The 22,469-nt window shown below is 45.8% G+C and carries 20 protein-coding genes; 11 read left to right on the forward strand and 9 right to left on the reverse strand.

Annotation, left to right across the window (positions count from 1 at the left end; all coding sequences use genetic code 11):
- Positions 1 to 87 precede the first annotated feature (87 nt).
- From K0O23_RS05210 to K0O23_RS05220, 3 genes are all read left to right on the forward strand, one after another.
- The gene (locus K0O23_RS05210; RefSeq protein WP_246596941.1) at positions 88 to 2,418 is read left to right on the forward strand and encodes a S46 family peptidase; all 2,331 of its coding nucleotides are present in this window, start codon (positions 88 to 90) and stop codon (positions 2,416 to 2,418) included.
- A gap of 586 nt (positions 2,419 to 3,004) precedes the next feature.
- Positions 3,005 to 3,865 carry a PorV/PorQ family protein gene (locus tag K0O23_RS05215; RefSeq protein WP_219876338.1) on the forward strand — a complete coding sequence of 287 codons (861 nt, stop codon included), beginning with the start codon at positions 3,005 to 3,007 and terminating at the stop codon, positions 3,863 to 3,865.
- On the forward strand, positions 3,862 to 5,943 hold the full coding sequence (locus K0O23_RS05220; protein ID WP_219876339.1) for a helix-hairpin-helix domain-containing protein: 2,082 nt from the start codon (positions 3,862 to 3,864) through the stop codon (positions 5,941 to 5,943). Before K0O23_RS05215 ends, K0O23_RS05220 begins: the two co-directional genes overlap by 4 nt.
- An 86-nt stretch (positions 5,944 to 6,029) precedes the next feature.
- Here the strand turns inward: K0O23_RS05220 and sigZ are convergent, their stop codons facing one another.
- Together sigZ and K0O23_RS05230 are read right to left on the reverse strand one after the other, a co-directional pair.
- The gene (gene sigZ / locus K0O23_RS05225; RefSeq protein WP_219876340.1) at positions 6,030 to 6,641 is read right to left on the reverse strand and encodes an RNA polymerase sigma factor SigZ; all 612 of its coding nucleotides are present in this window, start codon (positions 6,639 to 6,641) and stop codon (positions 6,030 to 6,032) included.
- A gap of 86 nt (positions 6,642 to 6,727) precedes the next feature.
- Positions 6,728 to 7,150 (reverse strand): ArsI/CadI family heavy metal resistance metalloenzyme, encoded by a 423-nt coding sequence (locus tag K0O23_RS05230; protein ID WP_219876341.1) that lies wholly within the window; start codon positions 7,148 to 7,150, stop codon positions 6,728 to 6,730.
- 398 nt (positions 7,151 to 7,548) lie between these two features.
- Between K0O23_RS05230 and K0O23_RS05235 the strand changes: the two genes are divergently transcribed.
- A complete protein-coding gene (locus tag K0O23_RS05235; RefSeq protein ID WP_219876342.1) occupies positions 7,549 to 8,244 on the forward strand; it encodes a hypothetical protein in 696 nt (231 codons plus the stop codon).
- Positions 8,245 to 8,319: 75 nt separating this feature from the next.
- Here the strand turns inward: K0O23_RS05235 and K0O23_RS05240 are convergent, their stop codons facing one another.
- From K0O23_RS05240 to K0O23_RS05255, 4 genes are all read right to left on the reverse strand, one after another.
- Positions 8,320 to 8,688 (reverse strand): hypothetical protein, encoded by a 369-nt coding sequence (locus K0O23_RS05240; RefSeq protein ID WP_246596942.1) that lies wholly within the window; start codon positions 8,686 to 8,688, stop codon positions 8,320 to 8,322.
- A 173-nt stretch (positions 8,689 to 8,861) separates the two neighbouring features.
- On the reverse strand, positions 8,862 to 9,653 hold the full coding sequence (locus K0O23_RS05245) for a TIGR03915 family putative DNA repair protein (protein WP_219876343.1): 792 nt from the start codon (positions 9,651 to 9,653) through the stop codon (positions 8,862 to 8,864).
- Positions 9,654 to 9,665: 12 nt separating this feature from the next.
- Positions 9,666 to 9,806: a hypothetical protein gene (locus K0O23_RS05250; protein WP_219876344.1), complete on the reverse strand. Its 141-nt coding sequence runs from the start codon at positions 9,804 to 9,806 to the stop codon at positions 9,666 to 9,668.
- Between the two features lie 82 nt (positions 9,807 to 9,888).
- Positions 9,889 to 11,154 carry a putative DNA modification/repair radical SAM protein gene (locus K0O23_RS05255; RefSeq protein WP_219876345.1) on the reverse strand — a complete coding sequence of 422 codons (1,266 nt, stop codon included), beginning with the start codon at positions 11,152 to 11,154 and terminating at the stop codon, positions 9,889 to 9,891.
- 233 nt (positions 11,155 to 11,387) lie between these two features.
- Between K0O23_RS05255 and K0O23_RS05260 the strand changes: the two genes are divergently transcribed.
- From K0O23_RS05260 to K0O23_RS05290, 7 genes are all read left to right on the forward strand, one after another.
- Complete coding sequence (locus K0O23_RS05260) at positions 11,388 to 13,283, forward strand: BamA/TamA family outer membrane protein (protein WP_219876346.1); 1,896 nt, start codon at positions 11,388 to 11,390, stop codon at positions 13,281 to 13,283.
- An 88-nt stretch (positions 13,284 to 13,371) separates the two neighbouring features.
- Entirely contained in the window at positions 13,372 to 14,007 is a 636-nt protein-coding gene (locus K0O23_RS05265; RefSeq protein WP_219876347.1) for a Dps family protein, read from the forward strand.
- A gap of 229 nt (positions 14,008 to 14,236) precedes the next feature.
- The gene (locus tag K0O23_RS05270) at positions 14,237 to 15,079 is read left to right on the forward strand and encodes a CvfB family protein (RefSeq protein WP_219876348.1); all 843 of its coding nucleotides are present in this window, start codon (positions 14,237 to 14,239) and stop codon (positions 15,077 to 15,079) included.
- Between the two features lie 212 nt (positions 15,080 to 15,291).
- Positions 15,292 to 17,661, forward strand: a complete 2,370-nt coding sequence (locus K0O23_RS05275; protein ID WP_219876349.1) for a DUF5916 domain-containing protein — start codon at positions 15,292 to 15,294, stop codon at positions 17,659 to 17,661.
- A gap of 9 nt (positions 17,662 to 17,670) precedes the next feature.
- Positions 17,671 to 18,342: an oxidoreductase gene (locus K0O23_RS05280; protein WP_219876350.1), complete on the forward strand. Its 672-nt coding sequence runs from the start codon at positions 17,671 to 17,673 to the stop codon at positions 18,340 to 18,342.
- Between the two features lie 38 nt (positions 18,343 to 18,380).
- Positions 18,381 to 19,181: an SAM-dependent methyltransferase gene (locus K0O23_RS05285; protein WP_219876351.1), complete on the forward strand. Its 801-nt coding sequence runs from the start codon at positions 18,381 to 18,383 to the stop codon at positions 19,179 to 19,181.
- A gap of 96 nt (positions 19,182 to 19,277) precedes the next feature.
- Complete coding sequence (locus K0O23_RS05290; RefSeq protein ID WP_219876352.1) at positions 19,278 to 19,772, forward strand: hypothetical protein; 495 nt, start codon at positions 19,278 to 19,280, stop codon at positions 19,770 to 19,772.
- A 341-nt stretch (positions 19,773 to 20,113) separates the two neighbouring features.
- On the opposite strand, the gene K0O23_RS05295 is transcribed toward K0O23_RS05290, so the two are convergent.
- Genes K0O23_RS05295 through K0O23_RS05305 form a run of 3 tightly spaced genes read right to left on the reverse strand, consistent with a single transcriptional unit; the run spans position 20,114 to position 22,449 of the window.
- Complete coding sequence (locus tag K0O23_RS05295; protein ID WP_219876353.1) at positions 20,114 to 21,055, reverse strand: succinylglutamate desuccinylase/aspartoacylase family protein; 942 nt, start codon at positions 21,053 to 21,055, stop codon at positions 20,114 to 20,116.
- Position 21,056: 1 nt separating this feature from the next.
- Positions 21,057 to 21,959 carry a 30S ribosomal protein S6--L-glutamate ligase gene (rimK, locus tag K0O23_RS05300; RefSeq protein WP_219876354.1) on the reverse strand — a complete coding sequence of 301 codons (903 nt, stop codon included), beginning with the start codon at positions 21,957 to 21,959 and terminating at the stop codon, positions 21,057 to 21,059.
- 7 nt (positions 21,960 to 21,966) lie between these two features.
- Positions 21,967 to 22,449 (reverse strand): ATP-dependent zinc protease family protein, encoded by a 483-nt coding sequence (locus tag K0O23_RS05305; protein ID WP_219876355.1) that lies wholly within the window; start codon positions 22,447 to 22,449, stop codon positions 21,967 to 21,969.
- Positions 22,450 to 22,469 lie beyond the last annotated feature (20 nt).

The raw sequence follows: 22,469 nt of genomic DNA on the forward strand, positions 1-22,469 counted from the left end.
GCGAAAAGCTAAACTACCCTAACATACGTTAGGTAATACAATTTTTTACTAAATTAGCGACAGTTTAACTTATCTAAACAAACATTCATGCTAAAAAGAATCCTTTCACTCCTGTTATTAGTCTCGCTAAGTGTGCCTTTTGCCGCTAAAGCCGACGAAGGTATGTGGCTGCCGATGCTTATCAAGCGTCTGAACTATACAGACATGCAGAAGCAAGGCCTAAAGCTTACTGCCGAAGAAATCTATTCTGTAAACAACTCTAGTTTAAAGGATGCCATCGTGCAATTCGGTGGTTTCTGTACTGCTGAGTTCATCTCTCCGGAAGGTTTATTGCTTACAAACCACCATTGCGGATACGGCCAGATACAATCACACTCTACACCGGAGCACGATTATTTAACAAATGGCTTCTGGGCCACCTCCAGAGACAAAGAGCTTCCTAACGAGGGCTTGTTTGTGGACATTCTGGTGCGCATGGACGACGTGACAGGCAAAGTGCTGGAAGGAATCAGCAACAACACTTCTGACCAGGAGCGTGCACAACTGGTAGGCCAGCGCATGCAGGCCATTGCCAAAGAGGCTAGCAACAACGGTCAGTATGTATCTTATGTGCGCGACTTCTTTAACGGCAACGAGTTTTACCTTTTTGTGTATGAGCGTTTTAACGACGTTCGCCTGGTAGGTACTCCTCCATCATCTATCGGCAAATACGGTGGCGACACCGACAACTGGATGTGGCCACGCCACACCGGCGACTTCTCTATGTTCCGTGTGTACATGAGCCCTGACGGAAAGCCTGCTGCTTACTCAGACAAGAACGTACCTTATAAGCCTAAGCATCACCTGCCAATCAACATCGGCAACAGAGAGCCCGGCGATTTTTCTATGGTATTCGGTTTCCCTGGCCGTACCAAGCGCTTTATGACATCGCACGGCCTTAAGCTGGAGGTAGACCAGCTTAATAAGTCGCGTATTAAACTGCGCAACGACAAACTGAACCTTTGGAAAGAGGAAATGGACAAGAGCGATGCCACCCGCATCAAGTATGCGTCTAAGTATGCCTCTACGTCTAACTACTACAAATACTCCATCGGCCAGAACGAAGGCATCAAGCGCATGCGCACCATCGAGGGCAAAATTGTAGACGAGGATAAGTTCCAGAACTGGGCTAATGCCGATGCAACACGCAAAGCTACCTATGGCAACCTGTTAAACGATATCAACGAGGCTTATACTAACATTGAAAAGTATAACTTAGGCACTGTTTACCTGAATGAGGCTATACTTGGAACGGAGTCTCTGATGATGGCTTACCGTTTAATGCCGCTTTACAGCACGCTTAAGTCTGGCGATCAGGCCGCTGCCAAGAAAGCTGTAGAGGACCTGAAGCCACGTGTAGATGCTTTCTTTAAGGATTACTACATGCCAGCTGATAAGAAGGTATTTGCAGCCCTGATGAAGTATTACTCACAAGACATCCCTAAAGACCAGCAGCCTGATGCTTTCAAAGCGATGGTGAAGAAGTTTAACGGCAACTTCGAAAAACTTGCCGACCATGTCTACAGCAATTCGGTGGTAGTAACGGAGCAGAAACTGCGCGACTTCCTGAACAACCCGACACAGAAGAAACTGGACAATGATCCTGCTTACCAGATCGTATCTTCTATCATTGACAATTATAGAAATAACATTGCTCCAAAGCTTGCCGAAAGTAACGCAAAACTGGACAAAGCTAACCGCTTGTATGTAGCTGGCCTGCGCCAGATGAACCCTGACAAAGTGTTTTACCCGGATGCCAACTCTACACTGCGCTTAAGCTATGGCTCTATCCAGGATTACAGTCCGCAGGATGGTGTAATGTATAACTATTATACTACCCTGGAAGGCGTAATGGCCAAAGAAGACCCTACCAACGAGGAGTTTATCGTACCAGCTAAGCTAAAAGAGCTGTATAACAAGAAAGACTATGGCCAGTATGCAAACGATAAGGGCGAACTTGTTGTAAACTTCATCACCAACAACGACATTACAGGTGGTAACTCTGGTTCTCCGGTAATAAACGGTAAAGGTGAGTTAACCGGCCTTGCATTCGACGGTAACTGGGAAGCTATGACTGGTGACTTGGTATACGACCCGGATTACAAGCGTTGCATCAACATGGACTCGCGTTATATCCTGTTCATCATCGACAAGTATGCCGGTGCCAGCAACCTGATAAGCGAAATGACGATTGTAAAAACCGATAGCCCAGGAGTTGGTGATGCTGCAGAAGCATCAGCTGCTCCTGCGACCCCACAGGCAGAACTACTGGATGCAGCTATGCAGGAAGCCAACGAGAAGCTTCGTGCCGGTAAAACAGAGTTCAAAATAGAGAAGAAGCAAGGCAAAGCAAAAGTTAAGCTTCAGGTAAAAGACTAAGTTTAGTTTTTATACTTTTAGAAAAGGCGCTGGATTTCTCCAGCGCCTTTTTTTGGTGCCTGCCCCTGGCCGAAATTTATATTTCTGGCGCCAGCATCCAGTTGGTGACGTAAGGTGCGTGCGAGTCTCCAGACTGCTTGTCTTATAAAAAGTTTGTTATGCCAGACGCTCGCAGGAGCTTCGCACACTGCTAGATCTTTAATATTTCTTGGGCTCTATCAGGCTTCCTTGTTTGAAACCAATCTGCCGGTGAAATCCTTTGGCGCGGAAATTATTTCCGTGACTTGTAATAATGTCGAATCTTAGATTCGACTGGACCAGCCTGTTCCGGAGAGGCCCATACTTTAGTTAGTCACGAGTCAAAGATTCTGCTGTTGCTTTAGCCGAAGTTATAATTTCATAGCCTCTGCCATTCCTCGGACAGGTCGCGACCTGTCCCTACAAAACAAGAACTATACTTTTACGCTGCAGCTTCCTATTAAACAGAAAACTTTAAGCACAACAGATAACCCATAGGGTTTGTACTATTCCATCTCCATTACAAACCCTAAGGCCCTGATCATTCGTAAGGTATACTTCAGAAAAAGTGCAACTCAATTACCCGAATGTGAGGAACAAACTTTTACGCTTTTATCTATACTTTATACTTTCCCTCTCTCCTGCCATTGCCTTTGCGCAGGCCGATATGCCTGTGGGTGCCCGTGGCGCCGCCTTGGGCAATGCCTCTGTTACCTTGCCTGACCTGTGGGCACTGCACAACAATGTGGCAGGTATAGCCGGTTTGTTACAACCTCAGTTTGGTGCTTATGTAGAGAATCGTTTTGGGATGCGTGAGTTAACAACCGTTGCGCTTTTGGGTGTTATCCCTACAGCAAAGTATGGCAGTTACGGGTTAAGCTTTAGCAGGTTTGGAGATGAGTTGTACAGTCAGCAGCATGCCGGGTTGGGTGTGGCGCATAAGCTTGGTCAGTTTAGTCTGGGAGCCAAGTTAGATGTATGGCAGATTGCAGTAGAAGGCTATGGCAGCCAGAAAGCCATGGCACTATCTATAGGTGGCCAGGCTGAAGTGATTCCCGATCTATATTTTGGAGCCTACGCTTACAATCTGAACCAGGCAAAACTAGCTGCCTACGAAGACGAACGTTTGCCTACCATTATGAAAGCGGGACTAGCATATCGCCCTTATTACAAACTACTGCTAGCCGCCGAAACAGAAAAGAACATCGACTACGACGCCACCTTCAAGGCAGGAATCGAATACCAGCTTCTTACAGATAAATTTACGCTCCGATCCGGTTTTAACTCTCTTACAAGCAAAGCCACTTTTGGAGCCGGGTTTATAGCACGTCACTTGCTCGTAGATTATGCACTTGGCTCCACCACGCTGCTCGGCACCAGCCATCACCTGTCTCTTACCTATCGTGTGCAGCCAAAAGAAAAGCTATGAGAAAGTATGCCTGGCTTATACTTTTGCTCTACTTCCCTGCCCAGGCCCAGGATTACCCGCGCCAAAGTATAGATTTTGACTTGTTTGTGCAGGAGCTTTTCGCGCAGCAGGAAGAAGACGATATACCCTATGAAGACTTTTACGAAACACTTTTCCAATATTACCAACGCCCTATAAACCTAAACAACACCACACCCGAAGAGCTGGCCTCGCTGTTTATACTTTCACGCCCCCAGATCGCCTCCTTTTTTAAGCATATTACTGAAAACGGCAAACTGCTAAGCATCTACGAACTGCAGGCCATTCCCGATTTTGATCTGCTTACCATTTACCAGTTGGTACCATTTGTGCGTGTTGATGATGCCGGACTTAATGCAGACCAGCGGCCTTTGTGGCATCGGGTAATAGGAGAAGACAACAACGCGCTTATACTTAGATATGAACGCACCATGCAGGAGCGCCGCGGCTACATGCCTCCAGACACCAATGGCCGCTCCAGCAGCCGCTATCTAGGCTCTCCGGATAAGGTACTTCTGCGTTACCGTGTTAGCCACACCCGCGATTACAGTATGGGTTTTACTGCCGAAAAAGATGCCGGCGAAGAATTTACCTGGTCTCCCGGCACCCGCAGGTATGGTTTTGATTTTTATTCGGCACATCTTCAACTTTACAATAAAGGCAAATTTAAAGCGATTGCTCTTGGTGATTATCAGTTGCAGATCGGGCAAGGGTTATTACTATCGTCGGGATACAGTGTGGGCAAAGGCAGCGAAACCATAACAACAGTGAGCAGGGCAAACCTGGGAATCAGGCCTTACAGTTCAGTGCTTGAGTATGCTTTTTTCAGAGGCGCGGCTGTTACGTATACTCTGAACCGGGTAGATGTGACAGGCTTTTACTCCAACAAGCTGGTAGATGCCAACCTGCAGGTACAGTTAGATACTCTAAGCCAGTTCAGCGATTTTTTTACCGGTTTTCAAACTACAGGATTCCACCGCACCCCAACCGAGCTGGCTAACAAAGACCAGGTACGCGAGCAGATCTACGGCACCAACGCCAGTTATTTGTCCCCGGACAGATCGGTGGCTGTTGGCATTACGGCATTAGGTACTCATTATAGTTCGCCTGTACAAAAAGCCGGCGCACCTTACCAGCGCTTTGAGTTTGGGGGTACCAGCAACTATAACCTTGGTGCCAACTACAGCTATACCTGGCAGAATGTGTACCTGTTCGGAGAAATAGCTATGAGTAAAAGCGGGGGCATGGGCACTGTAAACGGCCTTATCGCGAACTTATCCAATAAGGTGGAAGTGGCGATGGTGTACCGTAACTACGCCCGTAATTTCCATACGTTTTATGGCGGAGCCTTTGGTGAGGCTACCCGCAATATTAATGAACGCGGCTTTTACACTGGCATCAAGTTAAAGCCTTTTGCCAAATGGGAACTGACCGCCTACTATGATCGCTTCCGGTTTCCTTGGCTGCGCTACCGTGTAGATGCACCTTCCCACGGCGATGAATACTTGGTGCGTTTATACTTTAAACCTAACCGCCAGAGCAGCCTGTATGCCCAGTTTCGCACTGAAACCAAAGGATTAAATGCAGCCAACAACACAACAAGTATAGATTACGTAGCGCAGGTGCTCCGCAGAAATTACCTGTTATACTATGAGTTTGCGCCTACCAAAACTGTCTCCTTAAAATCGAGGGTGCAGTTTAGCAGTTACGAGCAGGAATCGCCGCAGCAGACAGGCTACTTAATTGCCCAGGATATTAACTTCAACTTTGGGAACATCCGCCTCAGCAACCGCTACGCAATTTTCGACACAGACAGCTACGACACACGCCAGTATGCTTATGAGCGTGATGTGCTGTATGCTTTCTCAATACCAGCTTTTAGCGGCAAAGGCACCAGGGTATATACGTTGCTTCAGTTCAGTATTTCCAGGGATATGGATGTATGGGTAAAGTATGGCCTTACGCATTACCGCAACCAGGATAGCATTGGATCAGGATTAGAGACAATTGAAGGCTCCAGAAGATCGGATGTAAGAGCTCAGGCAAGGTATAAGTTTTGAGATATACACCTTTTAATTAAAGCTGTTGCTTATCCGCTGTTTTACCAAGCAGAGCTGGTTGAGCCGTTCTACAGTAATTGTTTAAACTACTTTACCAAATGCTTTAACGGCTTACAACTATCTTTTACACTGGCACCAATTACCTGCCCGTCGTGGCTGAACTCCAGATGGCAGCACTCCATAAACAAGGCCTTTAATTTATCGCGCCCACGCTGCACCCGCGACTTTGCCCCGGAGTAGGATATACCCAACCGTTCAGCAATTTCTTTCTGGCTGATCTCTTCCAGTTCGCTCAGGCGCAGTGCTTCGGCATACTCTTGTGGCAGCAGGTTAATAAGGGGTTCTACCAGCGCTTCCACATCGTGGCGGGTGTCTTCAGGCAGTTCCCCCTCTGTCAACTCCAGGTCGGCTATACTTTCGCGGCGGCTGTTCTCTCTAAAAAAGTCGTACACGGCGTTGCGGGTAATCTGGTACAGCCAGGCCTTGGTATTCTTTACCTCCTCCAACTGCTCACAGTTCTTGTATACTTTCAGGTAAAGCTGCTGCAGAATATCGTTAGCCTCATCTTTATCCAGAATACGCTTCTGTACAAAGCCTTTCAGTTGGGCCTCATACGCCAGAAACACAGGGGCCACTGCAGCGCAACTGTCAGCGGCAGGCTTTGAATTTTCGTTTGGGGTGGTACAGCAGTTTTCCATACTTAAATAAACGAAAATTATAAAAATAAAGCAGCAGCTACAAGTATAAATAACCTGCCGCTGCTGCCTCTTAGTTTTATTTTGTACTAAATGGCGGGTGCTGTTTCTGGTTTTGTGGTTCTGGCATTTGCGCCTTCGCCGTATACTGTGGCATCTCCGAAAGTATAAAATGCTTCCCAGTCTACGCCCTGCGGATCAGTTATCCACGATTTTTCTGACTTGGCATAGCAGCAGGTACATTTTCCCTCTTCACGGATGGCGCCTTTTGCCTCTTTTAGTCTGCCGTATACTTCGGTTAGTTCCTCTTCGCTTTCTGCCTGTATGCCCAGGTGCTCTATACCTGCGTTTTCAGGATGCAGCGATATAGCAAAGTTTATTCTTGGGTCCTCCAGCATCCACTTGGCATAATCTTCTTTTTGCACAGTGGGCGTAGTGCCGAAAAGGGCAGTATAAAATGCAACAGACTCATTCAGCTCTTTTACTCTTACATTAACGTGAAATCTTTTCATGGCTTATCTCCTTTAAGGTTTTTCTTTTTCGATTACACCCTGATGACGGAGCCGCCTTTAAAAAGACGCAGCCCTTTGCAAAAAAATTTACAAAGGGCTGCAGAATAATTATTTAAGTAAGATAATCTTTTGAAGAATGTTTGGAATTGCAATGGCTTACTGAACAACTTCTCCAGCACGTCGTTGATAACACGCTACTCAGTTAGTTCTAGCAATAGGAATATAATTTCAGTGAATTAACTAGTTATCCTATCGCATTAGTTAGTTGGTAAAAAGTAGTAGAATAGCGCAGCCACTGCAGCACCGTACTATAGGCTTAGGTTATCGTACTTGCATCTGATAGCTTGCACTTACCTATAATTTGCCATACCTTTCTCCTTTGATCGTCAAATCTACCTATGAAAAAAATTTCTCTATTGTTTCTGGTATGTTTTTGCACAGCAGTTCAGGCACAGCAAAACCGCGCCTCTGTAAAAGCTATGCGTGTTAAGGCTGCTATGCTGAAAGCCATGGGCGGAGAGGAAACAATAAAAGGTGTGGACTACTTTAATTATAGTATAAATAGAACTGCCTACAATACCGACACTACAGTTACCCGCACATACTTTGTCCTGGATTTAAACAACAGGTTTATTACCGAAACAAGTTACACTCCAACCGATACCATAATAAAGGAAATTGGCGCAGGTAGCTCCTGGTTAACCAAAGCTGGCGTAAAAATGCCTCTGCCTATCGAAGACAAGCAGAGGCTACAGCGAACATTTTATACCAACTTTCTTCCCATGCTCCAGAATGACACATTGGTTTACAAGTATAAAATGCGCACAAAGTATAAAGGCAGGCAGGTTGATGTACTGCAAGTATACATGCCAGACAAGCAAACTCTAATTATGGATATGTTTGTTGATACCAAGAACGGCAGTATACTTACCTCCTCCAGACCCGACGATAAAACCGGAAAGTATACATACTATGCTGATGAACTGGATTATCAGCCGATAGGTAAAGGTGTAATTTTTCCGTTAGTGTACCAGATTTGGGTTAACGAAAGTATGGTAACAGAGGGTAAGTTTGAAAATGTAGTAGTGGAGTAACACAAAAAAACGGAGCAGTTGTTAAGGGTGTGGTACAACTGCTCCGTTTACTGCTATAGAAAGGTTTTTACTTTACTATAGAAAGGATGAATAATTTACTTTGTTTGTCCAGAAGTTGCGGCATGCCTCGCGCTGCTCCTCAATAAATTTAGCATCGCGCTTCAGTTCCTTCCAGTTACCGAGGCCAAGACGTTCACATAACCTGAAAAAATTGTCTCCCTGGTTCTTCTGTCCTTTAACCTGAACAAGGCTGCTCAGTAGGGGCCGGCCGTTCTTATACTCGCTCTCCGAAATTTCATCAATTACTTCAGTAAGCATTGATTTCTCGTGTGAATTATCGAGGTTTAGTCCCAGCTCTGCTTCGTAAATAAGATTTTGGAAGGTCATCAGGTTAGCCCTGCCGCGAGCTACTTGAATTAGTTTCTTTCGTACGCGTGTGTTCATAATGCGGAAAATGGTTTAATTTAAGATAGGTTACCTATGGCTACAGGTTTTGGGTCTTGTAGCGTTCCCTATTTGTACAATAAAAGATCTATATATTGTTTTAAACGTATTTTTTGGAGGAATAGTTTCGCAGGTGGTGCAATTTTGTGGTAATCGCTATAATCTTTGTTCTTCTACTGGCTAATGCGCGCCTGAAGCCCTCTGGGCTGTTTTTCTGAAAGGTATTTCCAGTAGCGTTTGGGGATGTGCCTTAAGTGCAGCTTTGGGTTTTTACGCTCAGGTATGTTCACATTATCGAAGTATACTTGCCACAGTTGCTTATACTTATCTTCTTCTTCGGCAAATGCATTTACAGGCATTGCTCCGTGCCGTTGGTTTTGGGGCAGATCAAGGTTAACGAGAGAGACAGTATGCAGATCGTAGTAGGCGCCGTATCTACGCTGCGTATCATAAATGGCCCAGCGCTGGTCTGCATAGCGTTTTTCAAAGTGCTGTATGATCAGGGGCAATACGTTAAAATCCGGGGAAATGGTTGCGTAGTATAAACCGTCGGCTGTTTTCTGGAATCGTACAAAAGCCTCCATGCGGTGCTTTTCCCGGAACATTTGCTTTGCAGCCTGCTGCACCTGCAGTACACAGGAGGCGGCGTAGTTATCTTCTATACTTTGGCTTGAATCGAAGGCCAGTTTTATGTAACTGAAGATGAGCATCTCGAAACCGGGTTGTTCCCACAGAAAAGTATGGTATAAAGCTTTAAGCGCCGTTACACTTAACTTTTTTTGAAGACCTTTCCATACCCTGCTCACTTTCTCTTCGCCGGTGGCAATGGCTATGGTCTGGCCAAACATAATAGGCTGCGCCAAATTCTCCTGCTCAATGGCAGTAGGCCAGGCTTTGCGCTCATACGCCTCAAACACCACAGTTAGTAGTCCTTCAAAAGTGCCGTCGTAAGTATAAAGACACATGACCAGCGTTGTTTATTTGTGGCCGTTTGCCGCCGCTCTGTTCTTCTCGCTTGTCTCCGTCTGCATTCTGGCCGATAGGTTCTTAAGCTGTGGCACTAGCATGTTCAGTTTGCAGTAAAGCGATACACGGGCAACTTTCTGGTTCTTTCTCATAACAATAACTTTCTTAGCTTGTATGTTTTGGTTCGTATTTGCTGATTTCTTTTTTGTAGAGGCCATAGTACTGCACTTAAATTCAGCCTACCTGCTTAAACAGGTCTAACTGTTGTGTTAACAATGCGCTTCTCACAGAGCCGTCGCCGAAAAGGATGCGTCGCTTCAGGGTCTGCGAATCAAAATCCTGACGGTACATAGTTCTGGTCTGGCAGGTAATAAAATATTTTGCCCGCTTAAGCACTACTCCCATCTGGCGCAGGTTGTCAAAATTCAAAGGTGTAAAACGCCTGGCCGATACGATCTTCTTTGCCGACTTTACTCCTATGCCCGGTACTCTCAAGATCATCTCGTAATCTGCCGTGTTTATCTCTACCGGAAACATGTGCCGGTTACGTAAGGCCCAACCCAGTTTAGGGTCAATATCCAGATCCAGGTGCGGGTTTTGTTCATCAACAATTTCCTGCACATTAAATCCGTAAAAGCGCATCAGCCAGTCGGCCTGGTAAATGCGGTTCTCCCGGATAATAGGCGGCTCTGTAATAATTGGCAACCTGTTATCGCTGCTAATGGGCACGTAGCCGGAATAGTAAACACGCTTCAGGCTATACTCTTTATATAACTGGTTAGAGAGCTGCAGAATCTGATGGTCGTTCTCCGATGAAGCTCCTACTATTAGCTGCGTACTCTGCCCTGCCGGTGCAAAAGCAGGAGCCGACTTAAACAGTTGCTTTTCTTCTTTTGCCAGTACCAACTGATCTTTTATACTACCCATAGGCAGCAAAATCTCTTTATAGTTCTTTTCAGGCGCCAGTTGCTGCAGGCTCGTCTCGGAAGGCAGCTCAATATTCACACTTAATCTGTCAGCATACAGCCCTGCTTCTTTTATCAGTTCGTCGCTGGCTCCAGGTATGGTTTTCAGGTGGATGTATCCGTTAAACTTATGCTCCTGACGCAGCTTTTTTGCCACACGCACCAGGCGCTCCATCGTATAGTCGGCATCTTTAAAAATACCGGAGCTAAGGAACAGGCCCTCGATATAGTTGCGCCGGTAAAAGTTTATGGTAAGATCTACCACCTCCTGCACTGTAAAGGCAGCGCGTTTTATATCGTTGCTTTTGCGGGTAACGCAGTAGGCACAATCAAAAATACAATGGTTGGTAAGCAGTATCTTTAACAACGAAACGCAACGGCCATCTTCAGTATAGCTATGGCAAATACCCATACCCTCAGCATTACCTAAGCCTTTGTTCTCGTTTTTTCGTTTAGCACCGCTAGATGAGCAGGAAACATCATACTTTGCAGCATCTGCTAATATCGTTAGTTTCTCCGTAATTCTGCTATCCATTTGCTTAACTCTTTGTTGGTAAGACGGTTTAAAGGTACAACTTTTGCCTAAGCAAACCCAATATTTTTAGCATTTATTTATCAACCATGTTTTCAACACCCTAAATATGCTAATATAATTAGTAGTTAGATTTTGCTTTTGTACAAGCATAAGGTGCTAAAAATAGCCTGACGAACACATCTACAGTGATTAATCGTTATATTAGGAAGCTTATATTGCCTGACCAGTTTACAATGCACCCAACACACCCTTTCATAAAACTGCTGCCACACTGCCTTTTGGTTAGTGTGCTGTTGTTGCTTGCACAGGTGTGTCATGCGCAGGATCCTGTAAAGCTCAAGCCAGACACCACTGCCATTCAGCAGGATACAGTTAAGCAGAAATTTGACGAACGCCTGATGGATAACCTACGCCGCATGTCGGAACGGAAAACTATTATGGGCAAGTTGCTGGATGCCATCCTAGTGTTTGACCGGAAAGACCAGGAAGTATATGGATTGGATGCTGAACTGATACAGCGCGAGTACGAAAAGCACAACTACAAAATTGTAAGGCGCCTGGATATTGTAACGCTTGATGCCTTTGGCTATTCTATCAACGACTCGACCCGGGTACCCCGCAACTTTTTTGAAAAGGCCGGCAATACCCTGCATGTTAAAACAAGCCGTGGACTGGTACGCAATCAGTTACTGTTCAGAAGGAATCAGCCCCTTGAGCCGCTTAGCCTGGTAGAGTCGGAGCGTTTACTTCGCCAGACAGATTATATACTGGACGCACGCATTGTTGTTAATGAACTTACCACCACCGACGACAGCGTTGATGTCTTTGTAATAACCAAGGATGTGTTCAGTTTAGGCGGTTCCGGCTCTTATTCTCCATCTTCAGGCAGAGGAAAAATATCTTTACGAGAGCTTAATTTTCTGGGACGGGGGCACCAGGTACGCGGCACTTACAGGTTTAACATGGACCGCCCCCGCCCCTGGGAAGCATCCGGCGCGTATTCCATAGAAAGTATAGGCAGAACCTACGTGGGGGCCGACCTGGTTTACACCAACGAGAACTATTATAAGGAAAAAAGCGCATACCTGCAGCGGGACTTCTTCTCCACTACCACAAAGTATGCCGGTGCTGTAGGCTATGCCGATATAGAAGAGAAACTGCTACTGCCCCCGGTACCCGAAGATACCATTCCCCGCTTTGGCGACCTGAAGTATAACCGGACAGATGTATGGCTGGGTAGGTCATTTAAATTTAAATCGTACCATTTGGGCTACGAGCCACGCGGACGCTTAATTGTCGGCCTCCGGATGATTGACACTGATTACAGCCAGATACCCACCGATAACTTCCAGAATAACATCCTGATGCTTGCAAGTGTAGGTTACAGCGTACGTAAGTATTATAAAGACCGCTACCTGTTTGGTTTTGGTAGAACAGAAGACATTCCGGCAGGCACTCTGGTATCGTTTACGACCGGCTACGAAAAAGGCGATGTAATGGAAAGACGGTACTTTGCAGCCTCTACATCCTATGCAAGATACCGTACCGAAACCGGCTATTTTTACGGTAGCGCTACCTGGGGCTCGTTCCTCCGCGACGACAGGTGGGAACAGGGGGTATTAGAACTTGAAACACTATACTTTACCCCGCTTAAGGAGTGGGGCAACTGGAAGCTCCGACACTATGTCCAGGGCAGGGCTACCTTTGGCATTAACCGCAACCCTGAAGAACTGCTGGCCATAAATAACGAGAGCGGTTTGCGCGGCTTCCGGTCAGATCTTCTGCGTGGGTCTCGCCGTGTCACGTTAAACTATGAGGCCAACCTGTACACGCCTCTTTCACTGCTGGGCTTCAGGCTGGCTGCAGTGGCTTTTACAGATATTGCATGGCTATCTACAGGTAACAAAAGTTCTCCCTTTAAAAATACCCCTTACCGTGGTTACGGCATCGGCGTCCGTTTCCGCAACGAGTACCTCTCTTTCAGCACTATACAGCTTCTAATAAGCTATTACCCAAAGATGCACCCAAACGAGGATTTCGACAATTTCAGAATCCTTGAGTCATCGCGCCCGTACTATGACTTTACAGACTTCCGGTTCACCCGCCCCGGTGTAGCCAATTTCAGGTAAGCCAGCCACGGGTAGTTCCCGGTTAAGATCTGCAAAAAAGTAGTATGTTTAACCGCTTATACAAGCACCTATAGAGTACATAGTAACTATGGAAAAACTTAGAGAGAAATCTGAATATGATGGCAACCCGGTTGGTTTATCAAAAGACACAGCCACCAAAATGGCCAAAGAACTTGACAGGCACCTTGCATCATTTATCACGATTTATAACCAGTACCACAAGCACCATTGGGTTGTAGAGGGGCCGCAGTTCCGCGACCTGCACCTTTTCCTGGAAGAGCATTACACGCAAGTGCACGAGCAGTACGATGCCATTGCTGAGCGACTTACCGTGATGGGCTATTGCCCAACCTGCCACCCGGCCAAACAAATGGAGCTTTCTTATATCCAACACGAAGACGAAGGTGTGTATAGGATACGTGAAATGCTGCAGAAAGACATGGAAGATGAAAAGCAGATAGCCGTAGAGTTGCGAAAAAGTATAAAACTGGCATTTCAGCACGACGACTTTGCCACAAAGGCTTTACTAGAAGGTATCCTGCTTAAAACAGAAGACAGATGCCACCACATTGAGCATTTCCTGGGAGAAGACAGCTTGTCAATAGGACTAACCACCAGACCAGAGGATATACTGGAGGAGGATACTAAACCTGCACCAGGCAAAAAGCCAGCATTGCGCGCCAGCTCTGGTAAGGCAACTACTAAAGCAAAGTCAAAAGCTTAAGTTAAAAACACCTTCAAAGTATAAAGGCAATTCAAAGTGGGTTGCCTTTATACTTTGAAGGCTCTTCCACACTAACTACTCTCACAAAATTATACTTAACCCACTCTTATTTATACTTTACAGCTTCAATATACTTATGCTCTACTTATCGGATTAGGAAGCTTTTAACCCACCCCTCTTTTTGTTAGTTTTGTAAAGCAGCACTTTATACTTCAATCAAACAAAAATTATGGTAGAGCTAGGCGATTACAACGAACTGGAAATTGCACGCGCAGTAGATTTCGGCTTTTATTTAACCTCAGAAGACGGCGATATCCTGCTGCCAATGAAGTATGTTCCGGAAGGTGCCCGCATAGGAGACAAAGTACGTGTTTTCATATACCGCGACTCCGAAGACCGCATGATCGCCACCAACCTGGAGCCTTACGCCACAGTTGGTCAGTTTGCCTGCCTTACCTGCACCGACGTAACGCCTTTTGGAGCCTTCCTGGATTGGGGACTGGAGAAAGACCTGCTGGTACCTTTAAACAATCAGAAAGATAAAATGCAGGTGGGTAAAAAGTACTGCGTGTATTTATACTTAGATGAAACCTCAGACCGTGTAGTAGGCACCTCCAAACTGGGCAAGTACCTTCAAAACGAGCATATACAACTAACAGAAGGCGAAGAAGTGCAACTGCTGGTAGCAGGGTTCACAGACCTGGGTATTAAGGTGATTATCAACAACGCCTATATGGGCATGCTCTACAGGAACGAAGTATTTAAGGATCTGCGCCTTGGCAACACTGAAACAGGCTACATCAAACACATTCGCCCGGACAACAAGATAGACGTAACATTGCGTAAACCTGGGGCAAGCCAGAAAACAGAATCTGATGAGGCATCTGATAAAATCATGAACCTGTTAAAGCAGGGCAGCGGCTGGTTACCGTTATCCGACAACAGCACTCCTGAGGAGATCTACCAGCTACTAGGCATGAGCAAAAAAACATTTAAACGTGCCATTGGTGGTTTGTACAAAGCAGGGCTCATTACTATTTCAGAAGACAGTATCCGCCTTACAAAGGCGTAAACTCCAATCTCTACATTTTTTTTGCTATACTTTAAACCAACCCGCCATAATTTACTCTAACAGCTGCGTTCTCACCTGTCGTAGCCAATATAATGTTTTACAAATTATTACCACTCGTACTTACACTTTGTACTCTGTCTTTTTATGCTTTAGCCGATAAAACTAACCCTGAAGCTAACTCAAAAGTAAAGACAACCCAAGCCTTTCGCACCATGCAAGCCCCCGTGCTGGATGGCGTACTGGAACCTGAAGTATGGCAAACCGTTGTACCTGCAACCAACTTTGTGCGCTACGAACCGCATAACGGAAAGCCTTCGTCGCAGAAAACAGAAGTATACATGCTGTATGACAACGATGCCATTTACATTGGTGCGCAATTATATGACACCGCCCCCGATTCTATACTTACCCAACTAGGCGAACGCGACTCTGGCGAGAATAACTCCGATATGTTTGGGGTATACCTCGACACTTACAATGACAAACAAAATGCCTTTGCCTTTTTAGTATCGGCAGCAGGTGTGCAAACCGATATTAAAATATCGCAGGGCAGCGAAGACCGCAACTGGGATGCCGTGTGGGCAAGTAACGTAAAGCGTAACGAGCAGGGCTGGGTCGTAGAAATGCGCATCCCCTATGGCGCCATTCGTTTCCCGAAAGCAGCTGTGCAAACCTGGGGCATCAACTACATGCGCATCATCCGCCGCACCCGCGAAAAATCGTATTGGAACCACGTTGATAATTCTGTGTCAGGTTTTGTGAACCAGGAAGGCCGCGCCATTGGCATAGAAAGTATAAAATCTCCGGTGAGGCTGCAGTTCACACCATATGTTTCGGGTTACGTAAACCACTATCCTTCTAATCTGGAAGGCAAGAGCAATTACAGCCATTCTATAAACGGAGGAATGGATGTGAAGTATGGTATAAATGATGCTTTTACGTTAGATGTAACACTTATACCTGATTTTGGACAGGCACAGTCTGATAACCAGGTGCTCAACTTGTCACCATTTGAGGTAAAGTTTAGCGAAAACCGTCAGTTCTTTACCGAAGGCACCGAGCTATTTAACAAGGCCGGCCTTTTCTACTCCCGCCGTATTGGAGGAACCCCGCTTTTGTATAGTAAAGCAAGAAATCAACTTACTGCCGGTGAGACCCTGGAAGAAAACCCGAGTGTTAGTAGCCTGGTAAATGCTGCAAAAGTATCAGGCAGAACACGTAAGGGCTTAGGTATTGGTATTTTTAACGCCCTTACCCGAAACATGTTTGCCACTGCCAAAAACGAAGAAGGCGAAACGCGAGAGATCCTGACTGACCCGTTCACAAACTACAATGTGTTTGTACTGGACCAAACGCTGCGCAACAACTCTTTTGTAACATTTACCAATACCAACGTTACACGTTCACAAAGCTTTTACGACGCCAACGTGTCGGGTATACAGTTGCGTTTTGCTGATAAAACAAATACCTATGCAGTGCGTGCCGGTGGTAATGTAAGCCAGTTGTTTGGTAAATTTGAAGGCGAGGATGTAACGCTAGGCCACCAGTACAACATTAACTTGGCAAAGGTAAGCGGCAACTTTAAGTATAACCTGAACCATAGCGTAGAGTCCGATAAGTATGATATAAACGATTTGGGCTTCATTAGAAACAACAATGAAGTAAGCACATCGGCGCAAGTGAACTACAACTTTTACCAGCCTATCTGGAAGTTCCTTAGCTGGAACAATCGCTTGAATGTGAACCATAGTATGCTTTATGCGCCACGCGAGTTTATAAGTATGAATATTGGCGGTGGCCACTCTGTAAAGTTCAGGAGTTTTACGAGCGCCCACTTTAACTGGTCTGTTAGGCCGGGCAACGCCTACGATTACTTTGAGGCACGTAATTTTCCGCAGGTAGTTATAAAGCCTCCGGCATTCGAGGCTAGCGGTGGCATCTCCACAGACTATCGTAAAAGACTAGCTTTCGACGCATCTTTAGGCCATTGGGAATCGAATAAGTATAACCAGAGCAATTGGTGGGGCAGTTTTAACCCACGCTTTAGGGTAAACGACAAGCTCCTACTCGTTAATGGCAACAATTATAGCATTAATAAGCACAGCATCGGTTACATTTCAGATCCTAACCTGCCGGGCAAGCCTTCCAATATCCTGGCAGATAGGGATGTAGTGACAATAACTACTACCCTATCCGGGGCTTATATATTTAACGAACGTACCGGCCTTACGCTTAATATGCGTCATTATTGGTCTAAGGCAGAGAACAACTGGCTTTACGCACTGCAGAAGGATGGCGATATTACGCGTATCACAGAAGAGCAGGACCCTAATCAGAGCAGGTTTAAAGACATTAATTACAATGCCTTTAACATAGACCTGGTATACAGCTGGCGTTTTGCTCCGGGTAGTGAATTGCGCGTGGTATGGAAAAATGCAATTCAGGAAAGAAGCAATACCGTTAGCCCCCTATACTTTGATAATCTGTCCCGCACCATACAGGCGCCGCAGAACAATAATTTCTCAGTTAAGTTATTATACTTTATAGACTATATAGCCATAAAAAACGTACTTTCTGCATAAGCCAATAATATGCAGAAAGTACGATTCGCACTTATAGCCGGAGCCACCGGCCTGGTAGGCGGCCATTGTCTGGAACACCTGCTTAAAAGCGACAGGTATAGCCAGGTGATATCTGTGGGTCGCCGTGAGTTACCCCTGATACACCCCAAACTGGAACAGAAAATTGTAGACTTTAATAAACTGCAAAGCTATGCTACCTCTCTGGCCGCAGACGATGTTTTCTGCTGTCTGGGCACTACCATTAAAAAAGCCGGGTCTAAAGAAGCGTTTTACAAAGTAGACCACACCTATGTGTTGGAGTTAGCGAAAATAACCGCTAATAAAGGTGCAGCGCAGTTTATAGTAGTATCGGCTATGGGAGCCGACGCTGGCTCTATGGTTTTCTACAATAAGGTAAAAGGCGAGATGGAGCGCGACATTCAACAGCAGGGATTTGAGGCAGTTCACATTCTCAGGCCATCGCTGCTGCTCGGAGAACGCACCGAACATAGAACCGGCGAAGAACTGGCCTCCAAAATAATGAAGCCTTTAAGCAGCCTGATGATAGGCCCCCTCGAAAAGTATAAACCCATCGAAGCCGAAACAGTAGCCAAAGCCATGCTGTATGCGGCAGCACAGCATCAGAAAGGTACCCATATCTACCAATCCGACGAAATAGCCAGACTAGGTTCAAAACTGTAGCACGTGCGTTGCCGTATTTGCTTGCATATATTTGACATATGCACTCACAGCACTTACACCATATATTCCCGAAAGCCTCTCAATACGACCCGGAGTGGGTGCGCAAGCATTCCATGGGCGAGAATGTACTATTTAACCTCGAAAGCCTCACCAAATCCCTTGACCTGAAACCTGGCATGCGGGTGCTCGACCTGGGTTGCGGCAAGGCCATCAGTTCTATTTTCCTGGCCAAAGAGTTTGGCGTTAAAGTATGGGCCGTAGACGAAGCCGTTTCTGCCAGCGACAATTACCAGCGAGTTAAAGAAGAAGAATGCGACGACCTGGTTATTCCGATTGAGGCCGATGCGCGTGCCCTGCCCTTTGCCGAAGAGTACTTTGATGTTGTGATTGTAGTGGACTCATATACTTACTTTGGCACTGACGAAAAATACCTGCCTTATATTGCCCGTTTTATAAAGCCAGAAGGCTACATTGCCATTGTGGATGTGTGTTTTACAAAAGAGATAGAAACCCTGGACCAAGTACCAGACTTCCTGCGAGAGGACTTCCAGAATTACTGGTACTTTGTGCACACCATAGACTGGTGGAAGAAGTTGTGGGAGAAAACAGGATTAGTTGAGGTTCAGGCGGCAAAACTCCTGAACGAAGCCGACCTGGTACGCGAAAACTACATTAAAGACTTTAAAGACTCTGAAGAACCGGATCCCTTTGCAAAAGCGCTAGAGCTTGATAAGCAACACTTTATTTCCTTTTTTAAGCTAATAGGCCAACGTACCAAAAAAACTGTTTATTTGCAGGACTATAAAGTTGAACTTAAAAATCAGAGTAGCATACAATAATCAACAGTTACTCCGTTAGAAGTATTAATTTTGCCTACCCGTAACCCTTTCTTGAGGTTCAGGCAAACTATAATCTTTCAATATTTTTATACTTAAATGAAAAATTTATTACGCATTAGTTTTGCATTGGCTGTTATGCTGTGTGTTTCTATGGGAGCACGCGCGCAAAGCGGTTACTCTACAGGTATTGGTTTAAGAGGCGGTGTTGCCTCAGGCCTTACCATCAAACATTTCATCAAAAGCGATGCTGCCATCGAGGGTATCATTAGCACCAATTTCAGGCATAGAGGTGCTGTAATCACAGTGCTTTATGAGAAACACGCACCAGCCTTTAATGCCAGGGGCCTGCAGTGGTATTATGGTTTAGGTGGGCACGTGGGTTTCCATGACGGACGACATTACTATGATCGCGGCCACAAGCATTATTACGATGATCGTGTAGTAGCTTTAGGCGTAGACGGTGTACTAGGCTTAGAGTATTACATTCGAGATATTCCGTTTACCATCGGTGCAGATATTAAACCGTACATTAACATACCTTACGGCGGAGGCTTCTGGGACAGCGCCCTGCATGTGCGTTATGTGTTTTAATTGTTAAATTGTTGAATGGCTGGATTGTTAAATTGTTAGCCAAAAATTATAAAAGTATAAAGGCCCTGCTAGAGTTTAGCAAGGCCTTTATACTTTTAACGATAGTGCAGTAAGGTTAGCGTAAATATGGCTAAGATGGCCTGAGCACACATTATGCTTTGGCTGTTACTGATTAACCCACCCCTACCCCTCTCAAAGGGGAATTTCTCACAAAGTACACTTTTCTGCTTGCGCAGAAAACAGTTACAAACTGGCCTCATGCATAGCCACATTTACGCTGCCGCTAAATTTGCGGTAGGCATAATCATACTTAATCAATCTAATCCCCATTAATCTGTGGTCTAATAAGCTATGTGCAGCAGCGCATCGCCCTGGTTAACCACAGGCATGTTGTTTAAACCTACAATATAGCCCGATGCTGGCGCATTCAGCCTGACCTCCATCTCACCGTAGGGGTCGGTTATACTTCCTATCTGCTGGTTCTTTTTAACATACTCTCCTATTCCGATGGATGTACGCCACAAGCCGGCATTTTTTGCGCGAAGCCATATATCTTTCATGCATACTATACTTGGCTCGGTTGGCTCTGTATGGCTGGCCATCATGCCCAGGTGGTGCAATACACGGCAAGTACCTTCTATACCTATGTTGATACCCTTTTCATCAAAGCGAAGGCTTTCTCCTGTTTCATACACAAGTATAGATTTACCCAGTTTGCCAGCCTCTTTTCGTAGCGAGCCTTGCCGGTAAGGAGCATTCATGATAAAAGGAGCAGCAAAAGCTTTAGCCAGTTCCTCGTTTTTATAGTCTCCGAGTACACAGCGAATCTGTGGGTAGTTGGCACGGCTGCTGCCACCTGTATGGAAGTCGAGGCCATAGTCTATGTATGGCATTACTTCTTTCATAAAGCGATGTGCCACGCGGCTGGCCAGCGAACCGTCGCGGTTGCCCGGAAAACTGCGGTTTACATCCTTGCCATCAGGCACCTCTCTGGAGAAGTTCAGGAAACCGTAGATGTTAAGTATAGGCACAGCTATAATGGTACCTTTAAGCGGGTAAAGCATCTTTTTAGAAAGCATCCTACGGATGATCTCAGTACCGTTTACTTCGTCGCCATGCATGCCGGCCATCAGCAATACTACTGGGCCATCATTTACTGAGCGGAAAACATATACTGGTATTTCTATTACGGTGCCGCTTGGCAGCTTACTGATCACCAGCTTTGTCAGCACTTTTTCTCCACGGTCAATACTTCTGCCGTTGATCTTAATTGTTTCAGGCATACTACTCTTTTACTCTCTTCTTAGGCGTCTTTTTTGTAAGCCCCTCCATGTACTCGATAACTTTTGAAGCAATGTCTTTCTGTGTAGCACGCTCTATGCCCTCCAAGCCAGGCGAGGAGTTTACTTCTAAAATAAGCGGCCCACGCTTGGACTGTAGCATATCTACGCCAGCTACACCTAAACCCAGTGATTTGGCAGCCAGTAAAGCGGCAGCCTTCTCCTGGCGCGTTAACTTAATAAGCGAGGCATTACCACCACGATGCAGGTTAGAGCGGAACTCTCCTTCTTTTCCCTGTCGCTTCATGGCACCAACTACTTCGCCGTTTACGATAAAAGCACGGATATCGGCACCACCAGCCTCTGCAATAAACTCCTGCACAATAATACGTGCCTTTAGGTTATGGAAAGCCTCAATTACAGATTCTGCGGCTTTTCTTGTTTCAGCCAGCACCACGCCAAGCCCTTGCGTACCTTCCAGCAGTTTAATCACCAATGGGGCGCCTCCTACTTCTTTTACAAGTTCTGAGGTTTCTTTAGAGTAATTGGTAAAGGCTGTTTTTGGCATTCCTAACCCGGCGCGAGAAAGGATCTGGAGGCTGCGAAGTTTGTCGCGTGAGCGTACGATGGCCTGGGAATCCACGGCACTTTTAACCTTCATCATCTCGAATTGGCGCACCACTGCTGTACCATAAAAGGTAACCGAGGCCCCTATTCGCGGAATAACGGCATCGAAATCGGTCAGGCGCTCACCTTTGTAAAGTATGTGCGGGTCGCCCTGCTCAATTACAAGGTCACAGCGTAAGTGATCTAGCACAACGGCTTGGTGCCCCCGCTGCTCGGCTGCTTCTACCAGGCGGCGGGTAGAGTATAGCTTTGGGTTACGGGAGAGTATGGCTATCTTCATATAATGTTTATTTCTGCTTTTGCTTAAGTTTATACTTTTGCGCAACGTTTTTACGGGAAACGTCAACGATAAACCGCCCTTTCAATAATTTTCTTCCGATAAGTACCGGGTACTTCATGTCACTGCGATCTGATAAGGAGAATTCGGCCTCGATAGTTTCGTCGAACAACCTAATTTTGGTACGGATAACATAACGTTCCTGCTTTTCTCCGATCGAGCTCTTTATCTCGCGCAGTTCATACTCGGCAAACCACAGTTTTTTATGATTGTATTGCGGATGAGACGGGTCCAGCAGATCCAGGCATATTACTTTGGTACCATCAGGCCTTGTTTCCTCGTGTATGTCGGAGCAATGTATGGCAGAAGTATAAGCACCAGTATCAACCTTAGCTTCAATCTCTTCAATATCCAACTCCGGAAAAGAGACAAGTTCCCGCCTGCCTATTACCTTCTTTTCAATCTTTGGTTTATCTGATGCTTCCTTTCTCATTAAGGCAAATTAGCAATTCT

This window comes from Pontibacter aydingkolensis, assembly GCF_019443125.1.
GTDB lineage: Bacteria > Bacteroidota > Bacteroidia > Cytophagales > Hymenobacteraceae > Pontibacter > Pontibacter aydingkolensis.